The organism is Microcoleus anatoxicus (assembly GCF_042465725.1).
Classification (GTDB): Bacteria; Cyanobacteriota; Cyanobacteriia; order Cyanobacteriales; family Microcoleaceae; genus Microcoleus; species Microcoleus anatoxicus.
The window spans coordinates 754,749-769,686 of record NZ_CP120853.1 but is presented as its reverse complement, the minus strand read 5'-3'; the positions used below and the strand labels follow the sequence as shown (position 1 = coordinate 769,686).

Genomic DNA, 14,938 nt, shown 5'->3' with positions numbered 1-14,938 from the left:
GTTTTAAGATGATGCAAGCGATCGCTAACTGCTCGAACCTCAAACCACCGGACTTAACATACTTGGAAGTCAGCGATCGTTACAAAAGTTAAATAGTTAGATTGCCGTTGAGGTGTATAGCCACTCCCAGAAAAGACGGGGTTATTGTACGTGATTAAAGGATTCGTCTTCTTGCCACCAGCGACAGCAATGGTGGCATACCCGCTACCGGAAGTAATACATTGAAAAGTAGTTGGTGCAGCACAGGCTGGCTTACTGCTCAAGGCGATCGCACCAGAAAGCGTGATACCAGCAATAGATAAGTTTCGCAGAAAAGTTTTTTTAGACATGACTTCTTACTCCTATCGATCGTTGTGTAATTTAACAATTAGTGGTAACAGTGCACTCTTATTTCGATTGAACATCCCCTAAAAAAGGTTTTTTTAGCGTGCGTTTTGGCAAGCTTGAACGGCAGCAGCTTCACTGATTTGTGTTCTGACTCTGACGGTTTTACAGTTCACATCATTCGCAACACAAATCCAGCCTGAAAATGGTTTCTGTACCTCTGTTCGATACAGCAAATTCTCCATACACTGCTGAATCGCCTGTGGCGACCCTCCAACCGGATTAGTCCAGGTTGTACCTCCGCCTCCGGGAATGATGATCGGCGGTGTGTTCAGATTTGGATTACTGACAGGAGCCACTGGATTGCCACCCACCGCATTACGGCACTGGTTGACCGCTTCTTCTTCACTCAATACCGAAACCCTAATCGAACTCGCCCAGCAGACATTCTTGGGATTAAAGAAGTTTCGATGATCAGTCCAGCATTGAGTTCCGCTGGTACTTTCTGCAGAGAACGCATCGATCGGGTAAATGTATTCTGTCTTACCATCCTTTCGCTGTCGAGGTGCACCCTCGTAAGTGCGAAATCGCTTATTCTCTACACATCTTTCGATCGCCAAACCACCACTGGAACACAGGTCAGCAGCTTTATCAGGCGAAACGCCTTGGCGGACAAACTCATTAAGACATTCTCGAATCGAACTCTGGGCGATCGCGCCTTGGGTCATTAGCAATGGTGATAGCATCGTGGCGATCGCGCCTGCCATCGTCAATGCTTGATGATTTATAATCATGGCTCTACAAATAATGGAAAGTTGTCTTAGCGTGCGTTTTGGCAAGCCTGAACGGCAGCAGCTTCACTGGTTTGAGTTCTCACGGTTTGCAGTTGCCAACCGCCCCAACCATCTTCTCGACTCACTTGGCTGCAATAACTGCGAGTGCAAACTAGCTGTTGTTCGTACATCAGGTTTTTCATGCAGTTACTGATCCCCTGCGGAGAACCACCAATTTGCCGTCGCGGTTGGTAAATTACGGGAGGTTGCTGCGGTTGATAAATGACCGGGGGCTGCGCTGCGGTCCCGCCAGCAGGAGTTGGCGAAGCCGGACAGCCAAAAGGAGTGCAAGGATCTGCACCCGGATTTGGGCAACCAAAAGGGTTACAAGCACCGGCACCGGGTTGAGAACAGCCGAAGGGATTGCACGTTTGGGCAACTGAAGGCTGTGCGTGTCCGAGTAAAGGTAGAATGGCGCTCAGAACGCCGATCGTTAGTGCTTTACTAAAGGAAACTGACAAAAACCCACGCTTGGGTGAGCGTCCGAGAGATTGGTTCATCTTCATTCCTGCTAGTGTTTGCTGAAATTGTTCGGTAGATGCCTGACCTGCTGAAGGTTTTGAGTAGCCTTTCGTGCCAACAAACTGTTACATCCGGCTTTTCAACCTGGTTGCAAAAGAATGCCATGCACCGCCAAAGGTAGTTAATTCAGCTAAAATGTCTCAATACGGCGTTTAGTCGTGCTGATATTTCATCAACGATAAGTGCTGCTGTATTTGATGCTCTGCTCAATTGCATAACTCAGGTGTAACTACTCTACCGCTGTGTAGCAAGTCCGGCAGTCCGATAAAAGTCCGATAAAAGTCGGATCGAAGTCGGATCGAAGTCGGATCTAGAATCTAAAAATTATCTGTCTCTAAGCTGTTCGGCATTTAAAGGAGGATAGTAGGGTGCTTAGCGTAGATAAGCGTTTCCCATGTATAGTAAGTGTTCTAGCTGACGCACCTTACCTAGCTTGTTAATGGTTTAAATGCGTAACAGCTTATTGACTAGCCCATTAGCTCATTCTTCACAAAGTCATGAGTATTTATACTTAAAACAAAATGTCCGATCGCTCACCTCTGCTAGCTGTGGTTGTCTGTGCGACAGTTGAGGGTGCGGAATCATAAGAATTAATGCGGGATGCGGGAAACGAGCGAGACTTTAGTCCTTCCTAGGGAAGCGGCGCGGGGGACTTCAGTCCCCTTGTCTTTCTTAATTGGCCGAATGATGCGGGTCTTCTATATATCTTTTCACCACTTCACTACTAATATTACCCGCCGTGCTCACAAAATAGCTGCTCGTCCATAAAGATGGCAGCTTTTTTAGTTGCGGGAACTCTTCCCGCAAATAACGGCTAGAACGACCCTTAAATAATTTAACGACTAACGCAGGGGTATCCGTTGGTTTAACAGCTACAAACAGATGTACATGGTCTGGCGCTACTTCTAGCGCCAGAATGTCCCAACCTTTTTCAATTGACAGTTCCAGAAATATTTGGCGGGTTCTAGTTGCCACGTTCCCGATTAGAACTTTCTTGCGGCGCTTAGGGATAAAGACGAAGTGGTAGTTAAGTAAGAACTTGACGTGGTTGTGGGTTTTGTATTCAGGTAGTGGCAACATAAATATTTTGTTGATATAGCTGGACGTATCCACTATAGTCGCCTATACTAGACAAATCAACCAGTATTTAGGAAAATAGAGGTGACTAAAACCAAAAAAGCAATGGGAGTTCAGCAAGTATTGCTGTCGCCCAATCAGGAACTTCAAGCATTGTTAGAGTATCTCTGTCAGCAATCTGGCAAGCTTTACAATAGTGGCGTTTACTTGGCTCGTCAAACTTTTTTCAAGACAGGAAAACTGTTGGCTGGAAAGTTTGACTTATCTTTTGAATCGTCAGTTGCGAAGTCAATGGTTGCTAAGTCCTTGCCATCAACACCAATGCAGCAAACATTGATGTCAGTCACAGAAGCTTTTAAATCTTTCAAAGAATTAAGAGATTTGTATCTCAAAGGTCAATTGCATTTTAAACCCAAGCCGCCGGGATACCTGAAAGGGTCTAAGTTGTTCAAAGTAGCTTATCCTAATTCTGGAGGTTTAAGGCCTAAACTTATCGGCAATCAGTTGAGATTCTCGTTGGGATTGACGGTAAAGCGATGGTTTGGAGTTGACGAATTCTTTCTGCCTATGTCGTCAAATCTTGATTTTTCTAGAGTGAAAGAGTTTACGATTCTCCCTAAGAATGGAGTTTTTTACCTTGAGATATCCTACGAGGTTGAAAAAGAACAACATAATCTGGATATTGGCCAAGCATTATCAATTGACTTGGGGACTGCTGACAATTTAGCAGCTTGTGTCGATACACTAGGAAACTCTTTCTTAATTGATGCTCGTGCCATGAAAGCGATGAATCAATTGTGGAATAAAAAAGTCGCAACCAGAAAAGAAGGAAAGCCTGAAGGCTATTGGGATAACTGGCTAGACCGCGTAACTCGCAAACGCAATCACCAAATGCGTGATGGCATCAATAAGGCTGCGAAGTTGATTGTCAGCCATTGCTTGAAATACAGGGTCGGGAATATTATTTGTGGTTGGAATCAAGGTTTCAAATCCCATGTCAATATGGGCAAAAAAAACAATCAAAAGTTTGTTCAAATGCCTTTGGGAAAGCTGAAAGACCGATTAAATCAACTGTGTGACTTGCACGGTATTAAGTTTACAGAAACCGAAGAAGCGTATACGTCCAAAGCTAGTTTTTTAGATGGAGACTCCCTGCCCAAATATGGTGAAAAACCGGAAGGGTGGAAAGCATCTGGAAAGCGAATTAAGCGTGGATTGTATCGGTCTGTCGATGGAACAGTGATGAATGCAGACTTAAATGGTTCCGCCAATATCCTGAGAAAAGTAGCCAGTAAGTTGGGTGTAAACCTTGACCGACTGGGTAGACGGTGCTTGACGACCGTAGCGAGAGTTAGAATTTGGATGTTACCCAAATCCGCTCTGTCCGCAGAATCTCAGTGGCTTCAGCCCTGAGAGTGTCAATACCTGAGATCGAATAGAAATAGTTATTTTAGAAGTCTATAGCCTTTCTCAGAAAGATGAGGTACGCTTCGGGCATCGGGCATCGGGCATCGGCCAAACAGGGCATCGGGCATCGGGTATACCTCACTTTTTTGAGAACTGCTATATAGCCTTTCTCAGAAAGATGAGTTACGATCGAGAATTGGTAATTGGTAATCGGTAATGCCCTATACCCTATGCCCCATGCCCCATGCCCCATGCCCCATGCCCCATGCCCCCATTACCCATTACCCTGTACCTCACCTAACTGAGAAAGGCTATATATGGAAAAAATGACTGATGATGAGGCACTAAATATCGTTGAGGAAATTCTGGAAATAAAGCAATTAAACAATGTGCAGAAGATAGTCTTTTGTCAAGCTTGGGAAGGACAGTCTTATATGCAGATTGCTAATGCTTTTGACTATGACTATAGCTATATCAAAGATACTGGATCGCAACTTTGGCAGATGCTCTCAACCGCTCTACGACAAAAAGTGACAAAGTTGAATTTTCAGAGCGTCCTCAAGCATTATGCTAAACATCGAAAATCTCAGTTCGCTAGTCAATCTGCTTTTTATAGACCAGAATTTGAACTATTAGAGAGTTCACCGTCACCCAACTATTCTACGCTTTCTATAGATGAAGATGAAACTCGTTGGGTTGGGCGCGAATCGTTAGTTGATGCGTTAACTGAGAAGATTCAAGGCATTAGTCGCGTCCTAATGCTGGTAGGAATTACAGGGATAGGCAAGTCATCTCTGGCAATTCGACTGAGTTTAGAACCAGCGATCGCTCAAACGTGGCCATTCGTTCATGTAATTCGCTTTGATGCTGAGCAGCAAACCTTTGAACAATTCGCTCGCTTACTTTTAAAAGAGCAGATGAGATCGGATTTTGAGTTAGAACACGAGTCTCAAAAACTGGTCATCGATTTAGTTAATTATTTGCAAACCCATCCCTCTTTGCTGCTCCTCGACATGGTTGAGGAAATCCTGGAAACGGGCGATCGCGGCGAGTTTCACTACAAAGATCCCTTATTTGCCCAATTTTTCGATCGCTTTATCCAAGTAGAACCAATGCCATCTCGCTTGATTCTAACTTCTCAGGATCGCCTCCCTGTCATAGCCGAGGGACGGTATTTAGAGCGATCGCACCTAGAATACCTCAAAGGCTTAAATCCCGAAGAAGCCCTCGAACTTTTTGGGAGTTGGGAAGTTTATCCTCAGACAGATGAGGAACGTGAATATTTACAACGCATCGTTAGGGTTTATGAAGGCCATCCGCTTGCTTTGCGAGTAATCGCTGGAGAAATTCGAGAAAGTCCATACAACCGCGACATTCAAGCCTACTGGCACGATTATGGCGAAGAGATTGTAACCATTGAACAACAGCAAATAGCTTCTGATTTACGTTCGAGCGCCGACTCAGTAACTTTAGCCAATTACAGCATCAACTTAACCGATCTAGTTAAGTGCCGCATCGAACGAACATTTATCCGTCTGCGCGTTTCATCTCCTTTGGCTTACGTTCTGCTCTGTATGGGAGCTACCTATCGATGCTCTGTAGAGCGAACTGCTTGGCTATTATTAATTGCAGATTCTCCTAAAGAAGCGCAAATAATTGCCTTTCAAACCTTACAACGCCGCTTTCTCCTAGAAACAGACTCTAAGGCTGGGCGCGTATTCTATCGGCTTCACAGTTTAATTCGCAGCATCGCGCTCCAGCATCTTGTTAATTTTCAACCAGAGATCCTGTTATGAATTTTGCCTTGGATCGAGCATTGCAACTGAAGACGCTAACAGAATCCCAGATTTTAAATTGCTGCTTGACACCAACAGGAGAGTTGGTTCTAAATAATGCACATCCTCTCGATCGACAACCGACTCTCTATGAAAAAGCGCATTTACGAGCCGCTTTTTACTGGCTCAAGCACTATCAACCCAATCACCAAGCTTCTCAACTCGAACAAGTCCGAGGCTACTTGGAGGCGGCTCACCATCTAGAACAGTTAAAAGCCTGGGATCTGATTCGCCAAATTTTATTTGTTCGTCCTAATATCGAAGGGAATTCGCAGGTTTTACACCAACAGCTTAGAATTTGGGGACTTTACCGAGAACAAATCGCTATATGTCAACCTTTATTAGGTAAAGTTAATCCCCAATTGGATTGTCTTTGTCTCAATGACCTGGGCTATGCTTATACCCATCTTTGTCAGTTTCCCACCGCAGTTGATTACTATCAGCGTTTATTACAATTAGCCACAGAGAATCACAATACAGAGGCTCAAGCTAAAGCACTTGGTGGTTTAGGGCTTTGCTACGGCAATTGGGGACAATATCAAACAGCTTGGAATTACTGTCAGCAGCAGTTGCAGGTATTGGATCGAATTGATGAATCTGGCTGTCGCGTTCAATTGGAGGATGCCGTATCGCTAGAAAGCTTGGGGTGGGAGCAAGATAGTTACGGCGAAGGCTCGTCTACAGCGGTTGAGAGAGGTCAAACCTTGGCGACTTTGGGATATTTAGCCATTCACCTGCGACAGTTTCATCAGGCGACTCATCACTGTCAGCAAGCATTAGCGATCGCCCGTACTATTAACGATACGCAAACCCAATGGTACGCTCTCGGACGGCTTGCCGTCGCCAATGCTCAGTTGGGTAAACGCCAAAAAGCTTTAGATGCCTTAGAGCAACAGTACCAGCAACGACACCAAAACCGCAATTGCCATCAAGTTAGTGCTTTATTGGTGAATTTGGGCTTAGTCTACTGTTACCAGCGCAACTTTAGAGCCGCTCTAACCTGCTCCCAAGAACTTTTGGAAATTAATCAACACAGTGGTGATATAAGCGTTCAATGTTACGCCTTACTAACTCTGGCATTTATTCATACTTGGCAAGATGAGGTTCAACTAGCTTTAGAAAAAACCCAGCAATGTTTGGATCTGGCCCGTCAATATCACTATCAACACCACGAATCTCAGTCCTTATCGCAATTTTCTTATCTCTATAGCGCACTGGGAGACATTCCTAAAGCACTAGATTATGGAAAACAAGCTTTAGCGATCGCTCAAACCGTTAATAATTCTTTATTTAAAGGAATTGCACTGGCAGTTTTAGGACTGGCTTACCTGGAAGCGGGTAAGTTTATACAGAGTTTGCGTTTTATCGTTGCTAGTTCGATCGCGCTCCCTCCTTGGCGCGGTGGAGATAGCCAATTGTTGCTGGCGATAATTCTCAAACGATTATTCAAATATTATGGCGATCGGTCCTCAAGATTTTAGTTGGGTTGAGCTGTGAGGTGGGTAAAAGACTGTCGTGCCCGATCGCCGCCTATTTGCGGTTACATTCCCTGGATTTCAAGCTATACTTGGCAGTTGCAGCTAACTTGTACGATAATAAATTTCAAACTCCGCTCGCTCAACTAATGATTCAAAAAAATCAAGTTAACCTATTGCTTTTCGATCCAATCCAGGAGGTTATTGAACGATGGATAAACTCGAACGATACCGAAGCTTAATCCAAAAAATTCTTGAAGAATACCAGCAGCTAAGCTCGGGCAATTCCGATGTCGAATCTGTCTTGCTGTTCGATCCGATTCGCGAGCAGTATCTTCTAATAAAAATGGGTTGGTATCAAGATAATCGCATCAAAAGCAATGTCATTCACGTTCGCCTGAAAGATGGAAAAATCTGGATTGAAGAAGACCGGACTGAGGACGGTATTGCAACCGATTTACTGCAAGCTGGGGTGTCTTGTGAAGATATCGTCCTCGCCTTTCATCCACCGCATTTGCGTCAGTTTACCGAATTTGCAACTGCGTAACGCGATCGCTCTTATGGATAAAATAGCACATCGCGCATCAAGAGCGATCGCGCACTTATCTAATTCGCAGCCAACAAACCCGACATATTCAGCACTTTTTCTGACCAGATTTTTACCTGTTCGCTAACTTTTATTCGTTGCTGAACGTTCGAGCGAATCTCAGCCCAAGAATACTGCCAGCAAGCTAACTGAACCTGCAACTCAACTAACTCAGCAGCTATTTCTATCTCTGTATCGGCAGCAGTCCATTCAATAAACAGCTTGCTTTCTTCCAGTAAATCTTCAATTATTTCGCTATTAGCTGCATTTTGACATCGGGATTTAATCCGTGCCAAATTTGATGCTAAATTTCCCAGACGAACCGGCAGTTCGTCTCGCAAATAGCGTGACTTTAAAGCATTCCAATCTCTCATAACTCTCCTAATAGCCGTTGAACGATCTGAGCAACTCGATCTCGAATCATCGGATCGAAATCCTTGACAATCATTACATTTTGTGTTAATAGCGTTCCCTGAGCGATCGGCATAACCTAATTTTAAGAGGAGCTCCTAGCTGCAAGGGAGCTTTGCCTACTTTTTTGAGGCTTTTTCTCGATAGTTAGCTAAAATGTCATGTATGTGTCACATTTGTTCGTCCAGCTACAATTAAAATGTGACAGTTGACATTGCTAATGGTTTGTCAATTAATGCTAACTTAATTAAAAGTATTTTGATCGGCCTACTTTTATTCATCAACAAAGTCTCCGATGCCTGGAACCCAGGTCTAGGAAATATCGTCGGGGAAAGGCGACAAGATTGAGTTTAGTTACACACCAAAATCTTCGCTCCGATTTCTCCCTGAATTACTCCCAGCCAACTGTATTATCTGCCAATCGCAAACATTATGTTGGAATTAGTCAAAAATATATTTTCTCCTACTCAATATATGCCACACGGTCATTGCTATCTGTGGCAAACGCCTTTGGTGTGGCTCCACGTAACGGGCGATTTTTTAATTGCGATCGCCTATTTTTCAATTCCCATGATGCTGATTTATTTTGTATTGAAACGGCGGGATGTTCCTTTTTTAGGAATTTTTGCTTTATTTGGTGCATTTATTATTCTATGCGGCACTGGTCACTTGCTAGAAATTTGGACTCTGTGGCATTCCGCCTATTGGTTATCTGGGATAGAAAAAGCCCTCACTGCAATGGTTTCATGTTACACAGCGGGACAGATGGTAACACTATTACCACAATTTTTATCATTAAGAACCCCCCAAGAATTAGAAGAAATAAATAGCAAATTGGAGGCTGAAATTTTAGTAAAAAAACAGGCAAGATTAGAGTTGCGTAGGGCCTACGAAGACTTAGAAATTAAGGTGCAAGAACGCACATCCCAGTTGATTGAAACCAACAAGTGCTTAGAAAAAGAAATTGGGGAGCGCCAGCAAGCCGAGTTAAAATTGCGGTCTGTTACCGAACGCTTGCAATATTTATTGGCGACAACTCCGGCAGTAATTTTTAGCTGCCAAATAGGTGGAAATTATGACGTGACATTTGTTAGCGAAAATATTTTTTTAATGGTAGGTTATGAATCCCAAGAATTTATGAATGGTTCTATTGATTGGTATAGCCTGATTCACCCCGAAGATCGAGAAAATGTTACAAATTTGTTCGCTCAAATATTGGAAAAAGAATCAATTTCCTACGAATACCGCGAACGACACAAAGACGGTAGTTATCGGTGGATATACGATGAGGTTAAGTTGGTAAAAGATGCTGCGGGTGTACCTATGGAGTGCGTTGGTTATGCCGTAGATATTACTGCGCGTAAACAAGCGGAAATTACCTTGCAGCAACAACTAAAAAGGGAGAGGCTAGTGAATTCCATTCAAGAGCGGATTCGTTCCTCTCTTAACCTGGAAGAAGTGCTGACAATGGCTGTGGAAGAAGTCCGGGATTTTTTGGCAACCGATAGAACAGTTATTTATCGTTTTAACCCAGATTGGAGTGGTTTTATTGCCGTTGAGTCAGTGGCAAAAAATACGATGCCGATTTTGGGAATTGACATTAATGATAATTGTTTTCGGGAACACTACGTGTCTGTTTACGAGCAGGGACACATTCGGGCGATCGACAATATTTACACGGCGGGTCTTTCTGAGTGTCACCTTAATTTACTGAGCCAGTTTGAAATTAAAGCTAACCTGGTGGTTCCCATTTTGCAAGGTGAAAAATTATGGGGACTACTGATTGCTCATCACTGTCGGAGTCAAAGGCATTGGAACTCTTCTGAGATAGAATCTCTCCAGCAAATTTCCGTGCAGCTAGCAATTGCCATCCAGCAATCCACCCTTTTTGAACAAGCCAAAACAGAAATTCACGAACGCAAAGTGGCAGAATTGGCATTACAAAAAGCTGTCTTAGCTGCGGATAGAGCTAACCGTGCCAAAAGCGAATTCCTCTCTTCTATGAGCCACGAATTGCGGACTCCCCTGAATGCCATTTTGGGATTTAGTCAGGTGATGGTGCGCGATTCATCTTTAAACAATCAACACCAGCAGCATCTACAAATTATTAATCGCGCGGGAGAACACTTGCTTTCCTTAATTAATGACATTTTGGAAATGTCGAAAATCGAAGCAGGCAGAACTCAGCTTAATGAAAGCAGTTTTGATTTAATCCGTCTGTTAGAAACCTTAGAAGAAATGTTCCGATTGAAAGCTAAATCTAAGAAATTGCTGCTAAATTTTGAAGTAGCTGAAGGCGTACCGCACTTTGTGAAGGGAGATGATGGTAAATTGCGTCAAGTTTTGATTAATCTGATCGGCAATGCGATCAAATTTACAGACACTGGTAGCGTTACCTTGCGAGTAAAAAATCAGGTAGAAACAAGTTTGACTGTTCAAGCCGCAGATTTTAGGCTCCCAAAAACAATCACCACCGACACGGTTTCCCTAAAGTCTATGTCGCCGGAATTTGATACTGTAAATATGAATTATATTCCGCCGGTATCGTTACGAGTTAATTTTGAAATTGAAGATACTGGTGCTGGGATTGCCCCAGAAGAGATGAATCAATTATTTCAACCTTTCGAGCAAACAAAAACAGGTTATAAATCTCAAGAGGGGACTGGATTAGGTTTACCAATTAGTCGCAATTTTGTACGAATGATGGGAGGAGATATTAGTGTCAGAAGTATACCTGGTTTGGGAAGTAAATTTTCATTTGATATTGAGTTCATGCTTGCCGAGCCTAGCGATGTTAAAATGCTTAAACCACAGAAAAAAGTAATTGGTTTAGCACCGAATCAACCAGAATACCGGATTTTGGTGGTTGACGATCGCCCTGACAACTGTCTAGTCATAGTCAGATTATTGTCACCCCTAGGCATCATCGTGCGAGAAGCTAGAAATGGGCAAGAAGCTATTGCTATATGGGAGGAGTGGCAACCGCACCTGATTTGGATGGATATGCAGATGCCTGTGATGAATGGCTATGAAGCTACCAGATTGATTAAAGCTCATCCCCTCGGTAAAAAAACCATGATTGTGGCTCTCACTGCTAGCGCTTTTGAAGAGGAACGAAAAACTATTTTGGCCGCAGGCTGCGATGATTTTATGCGTAAACCCTTCGAGGCAAATATACTGTTTTCGATCATGGAAGAACTTTTAGGTATCAAGTATATTTATGAAGAGCCTGTTGAGGAAAACATCGAAAATGAAACTACAATTAGCGTACCTACTAGCACTCTCTCTGTGGAATCGCAACTGAGTCAAATGCCTCTTGATTGGGTGCAGAAGATATCTGAGGCTGCTCATGAATGTTCCGACGATAAAATTGTTAAGTTGATTGATGAAATACCTAGAGAATTTGATTCAGCGGCAAAAATCTTAACGGCTTTAGCCCATGATTTTTTATTTGATGATATTATAGAATTAGCAATATTGGCCGTTAAAGACCGTCAATGTTAAGATTTTTTATAAAAAATAAGTAAGTCTTCCATCTTATGGACAGCAATCAAGATCCTACAATTCCAGCCAGCATTCTCGTAGTTGACGATACGCCACATAACGTGCGACTATTATCAACAATCCTCACCGGACAAGGATATCAGGTTCGTAAAGCGCTAAATGGGCAAAGGGCGCTCGCTACAGTGCAAGAGTTTCCGCCACATCTAATTTTGCTGGACGTGATGATGCCAGAAATGAATGGGTATGAGGTGTGCGAACATTTGAAATCTTCACCCACTACCAGTTCCATTCCAGTGATTTTTTTAAGCGCCTTAGATGACGCTTCAGATAAGGTGAAAGCCTTTGATGTGGGAGCAGTTGACTATATTACGAAACCTTTTCAAGAGAAAGAAGTGTTGGCACGAGTGGCAAATCAGCTAACCATTAGAAGTCAAAAAGAACTACTTCAACAACAAACTAACCAATTAGAAGAAATTGTCGGACGTTTGGAAAAAGAAATTAAAGAGCGGCAGGGAGCTGAGCTAGCTGTACGTCTTGCTCAAGAAAAGTCAGATCATTTATTGTTAAACATTTTACCAGCAGCGATAGTTGAAGCTTTGAAAAAAGGGGAGACTGCTAATGCCGAGAGATTTGAATCAGCAACAGTTTTATTTGCCGATATTGTAAATTTTACTTCTCTTGCTTCCAGAATTTCACCTCTAGAATTAGTGAAGTTCCTCAACCATATTTTTTCAAAGTTTGATGAATTAACAGAAAAACATGGTTTGGAGAAAATTAAAACGAATGGGGATGCTTATATGGTAGCGGGGGGGTTGCCGGTGCCGAGGCCCGATCATGCAGAAGCGATCGCCAATATGGCCTTGGATATGCAGGAAGCGATCGCTGATTTTAAAACAGATAAGGGGGAACCTTTTCAAATTCGGATCGGCATCAATACAGGGCCTGTAGTTGCTGGAGTCATTGGTACTAAAAAATTTAGCTATGACTTGTGGGGAGATACTGTGAATGTTGCTTCTCGGATGGAATCTCAAGGATTACCAGGGTGTATTCAAGTTACTACTGCTGTTTACCAGCAGTTGAAAAATGACTATGTATTTGAGGAAAGAGGTCCGATATCGGTAAAAGGTAAAGGAGAGACGATCGCCTATTTGCTAACCAGCAAAAAAGATGATTAGCTGCCTTAGAAAATGAAGATTATTTGCAGTTCCCAATTTGTATTTTCCCGGACTATCTCAATGCGATCGATAAATTCTCGAAAATAAAATCTGCGTTCCGATTCTGATAAGTCGAGCCAAAATTGGGGCAGAGAAACAGTTTGAGCTGTTTCTCGCAAATTAACTGGCGGTAGTTGCGCCAATTTCCTTTGCAATTGTGCCATTTCGGTGCGGATTTTGTAGGCTCTCAATTCGGCAGTTTCTGTGTCTAAAATGCCATTTTCTATCAGGGTTGCTAGTTGATTGATGATTTGTTCTTTAAATTCGATCGCCCTACCAATTCCTGCTTTGATTCCATTCATATCCGGCATCTGTAACCCGGCCACAGCAGCGGGTAAATTCTGGCAAATTCCGCTGATGGTCGATTGCAATACTTCATCGTAGGAAAGGCCGCTACATTTAGCCGGCCGACAACAGTTAATCGGCCGCAAATAAAGGTATTCGCGGTCTTTGCGGTAGGAGGTAACTTTTGCTACTGTCATGGGCGATCGACATTCCGCACAAATCGCTAAACCAGCAAGGGAACGAGGGGCGCTGGCGGTGCGGGGAGGCAAGCGGCGATTGCGACGCAGCAACCTGTCTATTTGAGCAGCTTCTTCTCTGGAAATAATTGGGACATGGGTATTAGAAATTACTTGACCATTTTGATATTCTAAATCGCCTCGGTAGGCGGGATTTGTCAGCCAGCGGCGGCCTGTGCTGACAGAGATTTTTTTGTTGTATTTCTTGGCTAAATAGCGCACGGAACCTCGCAAGGAACCGTAGATTAAAAAGTGTTCAAAAAAGTCTTTGACGGTGGGGGCGGTGCTTTTATCGATGGTGTAGCGCTCTTTGCTGCGCCGATAGCCGTAGGGAGCTTTACCCGGTGGAATCTTGGCTTTGATTCGGTTGCGGGCGTGTCCTTTGCGAATGCTGCGGCTGTGTTGGCTGCGCTGGATTTCTGCTAGGAGTTTGAGCAAGTTTGCTCTGTTTTCTGTTTGTTTTTCGTCTGTGACAATTAGTTGGATGCCGAGGTTTTCCAGTTGTTCTAGGCTGGTGCAAACTTGCTGCACTGTGTCGCCTAGTTCTTCAAACCGCTGAATTAACAGGTATTTGACTGGTTCTGTGGCGCAGTCTTTTAGGAGTTGTTGCAGTTGCTCTCGCCCTCCTAAGTCTTGATAAGTGCGATCGACTTCCTGACCCCAAAATTCTGCCGCCGGTGCTGTTTCTAGGAGAGGTTCAGTGTAAGAGTAGGCGATGATTTTCATCTGTTACTGACTGAGTTCGATGATATTACCGTCGGGATCTTGGGTAAATAATGCCGATCGACCTGATGCACTCATTTGTACCGGGCAATGATGAGCGATTAATTGCTCTTTAGCTAGTTCTAAGTTAGCCACAGAAAATGCTAGATGTTGGTTGCGTCCTAGTTTTTCACGATCTACGGTATTTGGGATAAATTTTTCGGCTACAATTAGGTGGATTTGGAAGTTGCCTACTTGATACCATATACCGGGAAACTTTAATTGTCTATCAATTTTTTGCAGTCCTAATACGGTGCTATAAAAGTGTTGTGATTTTTCGAGATTGGAAATTAGTAGGGCGCTGTGGAGGGGTTGGGTAATTTGCATTTTTGTTAAAGTATTTATTTTGCGCTTATATAAAAATCTGAGCCACAGATTTATGATAACATAATCTGTTACTTTGAGTAAAGACCGAGGTAAAAAATCAATGTTAGGTAATTCCTCAATATTAATTTATTTTTTAAAGA

The 14,938-nt window shown here is 43.2% G+C and carries 14 protein-coding genes; 7 read left to right on the top strand and 7 right to left on the bottom strand.

What is annotated here, in order from left to right:
• Positions 1-53: 53 nt before the first annotated feature.
• From P2A85_RS03255 to tnpA, 4 genes are all read right to left on the bottom strand, one after another.
• Positions 54-329: a hypothetical protein gene (locus P2A85_RS03255; protein WP_377477505.1), complete on the bottom strand. Its 276-nt coding sequence runs from the start codon at positions 327-329 to the stop codon at positions 54-56.
• A gap of 93 nt (positions 330-422) precedes the next feature.
• The gene (locus P2A85_RS03250; protein WP_377477504.1) at positions 423-1,118 is read right to left on the bottom strand and encodes a hypothetical protein; all 696 of its coding nucleotides are present in this window, start codon (positions 1,116-1,118) and stop codon (positions 423-425) included.
• A 26-nt stretch (positions 1,119-1,144) separates the two neighbouring features.
• The gene (locus P2A85_RS03245; protein ID WP_377477503.1) at positions 1,145-1,657 is read right to left on the bottom strand and encodes a hypothetical protein; all 513 of its coding nucleotides are present in this window, start codon (positions 1,655-1,657) and stop codon (positions 1,145-1,147) included.
• Positions 1,658-2,351: 694 nt separating this feature from the next.
• Positions 2,352-2,759 (bottom strand): IS200/IS605 family transposase, encoded by a 408-nt coding sequence (gene tnpA / locus P2A85_RS03240; protein WP_377477502.1) that lies wholly within the window; start codon positions 2,757-2,759, stop codon positions 2,352-2,354.
• A gap of 81 nt (positions 2,760-2,840) precedes the next feature.
• Here tnpA and P2A85_RS03235 point away from each other — a divergent pair, with 81 nt between their 5' ends.
• From P2A85_RS03235 to P2A85_RS03215, 5 genes are all read left to right on the top strand, one after another.
• On the top strand, positions 2,841-4,169 hold the full coding sequence (locus tag P2A85_RS03235; protein WP_377477501.1) for an RNA-guided endonuclease InsQ/TnpB family protein: 1,329 nt from the start codon (positions 2,841-2,843) through the stop codon (positions 4,167-4,169).
• 311 nt (positions 4,170-4,480) lie between these two features.
• Complete coding sequence (locus P2A85_RS03230) at positions 4,481-5,959, top strand: NB-ARC domain-containing protein (RefSeq protein WP_377477499.1); 1,479 nt, start codon at positions 4,481-4,483, stop codon at positions 5,957-5,959.
• Positions 5,956-7,479: a tetratricopeptide repeat protein gene (locus P2A85_RS03225; RefSeq protein ID WP_377477498.1), complete on the top strand. Its 1,524-nt coding sequence runs from the start codon at positions 5,956-5,958 to the stop codon at positions 7,477-7,479. Before P2A85_RS03230 ends, P2A85_RS03225 begins: the two co-directional genes overlap by 4 nt.
• A 17-nt stretch (positions 7,480-7,496) precedes the next feature.
• A complete protein-coding gene (locus P2A85_RS03220) occupies positions 7,497-7,715 on the top strand; it encodes an element excision factor XisH family protein (RefSeq protein WP_377477497.1) in 219 nt (72 codons plus the stop codon).
• Positions 7,685-8,020 carry a XisI protein gene (locus tag P2A85_RS03215; RefSeq protein ID WP_377477496.1) on the top strand — a complete coding sequence of 112 codons (336 nt, stop codon included), beginning with the start codon at positions 7,685-7,687 and terminating at the stop codon, positions 8,018-8,020. The genes P2A85_RS03220 and P2A85_RS03215 overlap by 31 nt, the downstream gene beginning before the upstream one ends.
• 59 nt (positions 8,021-8,079) lie before the next feature.
• Here the strand turns inward: P2A85_RS03215 and P2A85_RS03210 are convergent, their stop codons facing one another.
• The gene (locus P2A85_RS03210; RefSeq protein ID WP_371114735.1) at positions 8,080-8,433 is read right to left on the bottom strand and encodes a hypothetical protein; all 354 of its coding nucleotides are present in this window, start codon (positions 8,431-8,433) and stop codon (positions 8,080-8,082) included.
• A 469-nt stretch (positions 8,434-8,902) separates the two neighbouring features.
• On the opposite strand from P2A85_RS03210, the gene P2A85_RS03205 reads away from it, so the two are divergent.
• Together P2A85_RS03205 and P2A85_RS03200 are read left to right on the top strand one after the other, a co-directional pair.
• The gene (locus P2A85_RS03205) at positions 8,903-11,974 is read left to right on the top strand and encodes a response regulator (protein ID WP_377477495.1); all 3,072 of its coding nucleotides are present in this window, start codon (positions 8,903-8,905) and stop codon (positions 11,972-11,974) included.
• A gap of 35 nt (positions 11,975-12,009) precedes the next feature.
• The gene (locus tag P2A85_RS03200) at positions 12,010-13,149 is read left to right on the top strand and encodes an adenylate/guanylate cyclase domain-containing protein (RefSeq protein ID WP_377477494.1); all 1,140 of its coding nucleotides are present in this window, start codon (positions 12,010-12,012) and stop codon (positions 13,147-13,149) included.
• A gap of 5 nt (positions 13,150-13,154) precedes the next feature.
• On the opposite strand, the gene P2A85_RS03195 is transcribed toward P2A85_RS03200, so the two are convergent.
• A complete protein-coding gene (locus tag P2A85_RS03195; protein ID WP_377477493.1) occupies positions 13,155-14,435 on the bottom strand; it encodes a recombinase family protein in 1,281 nt (426 codons plus the stop codon).
• Between the two features lie 3 nt (positions 14,436-14,438).
• Positions 14,439-14,798: a VOC family protein gene (locus tag P2A85_RS03190; protein ID WP_377477492.1), complete on the bottom strand. Its 360-nt coding sequence runs from the start codon at positions 14,796-14,798 to the stop codon at positions 14,439-14,441.
• Positions 14,799-14,938 lie beyond the last annotated feature (140 nt).

Excerpts from the sequence above, each read along its gene's own strand:
- P2A85_RS03255 (WP_377477505.1), bottom strand. The coding sequence starts at position 329 with ATGTCTAAAAAAACTTTTCTGCGAAACTTATCTATTGCTGGTATCACG.
- P2A85_RS03250 (WP_377477504.1), bottom strand. The coding sequence starts at position 1,118 with ATGATTATAAATCATCAAGCATTGACGATGGCAGGCGCGATCGCCACG.
- P2A85_RS03245 (WP_377477503.1), bottom strand. The coding sequence starts at position 1,657 with ATGAACCAATCTCTCGGACGCTCACCCAAGCGTGGGTTTTTGTCAGTT.
- tnpA (WP_377477502.1), bottom strand. The coding sequence starts at position 2,759 with ATGTTGCCACTACCTGAATACAAAACCCACAACCACGTCAAGTTCTTA.
- P2A85_RS03230 (WP_377477499.1), top strand. The coding sequence starts at position 4,481 with ATGGAAAAAATGACTGATGATGAGGCACTAAATATCGTTGAGGAAATT.
- P2A85_RS03225 (WP_377477498.1), top strand. The coding sequence starts at position 5,956 with ATGAATTTTGCCTTGGATCGAGCATTGCAACTGAAGACGCTAACAGAA.
- P2A85_RS03215 (WP_377477496.1), top strand. The coding sequence starts at position 7,685 with ATGGATAAACTCGAACGATACCGAAGCTTAATCCAAAAAATTCTTGAA.
- P2A85_RS03210 (WP_371114735.1), bottom strand. The coding sequence starts at position 8,433 with ATGAGAGATTGGAATGCTTTAAAGTCACGCTATTTGCGAGACGAACTG.
- P2A85_RS03205 (WP_377477495.1), top strand. The coding sequence starts at position 8,903 with ATGTTGGAATTAGTCAAAAATATATTTTCTCCTACTCAATATATGCCA.
- P2A85_RS03200 (WP_377477494.1), top strand. The coding sequence starts at position 12,010 with ATGGACAGCAATCAAGATCCTACAATTCCAGCCAGCATTCTCGTAGTT.
- P2A85_RS03195 (WP_377477493.1), bottom strand. The coding sequence starts at position 14,435 with ATGAAAATCATCGCCTACTCTTACACTGAACCTCTCCTAGAAACAGCA.
- P2A85_RS03190 (WP_377477492.1), bottom strand. The coding sequence starts at position 14,798 with ATGCAAATTACCCAACCCCTCCACAGCGCCCTACTAATTTCCAATCTC.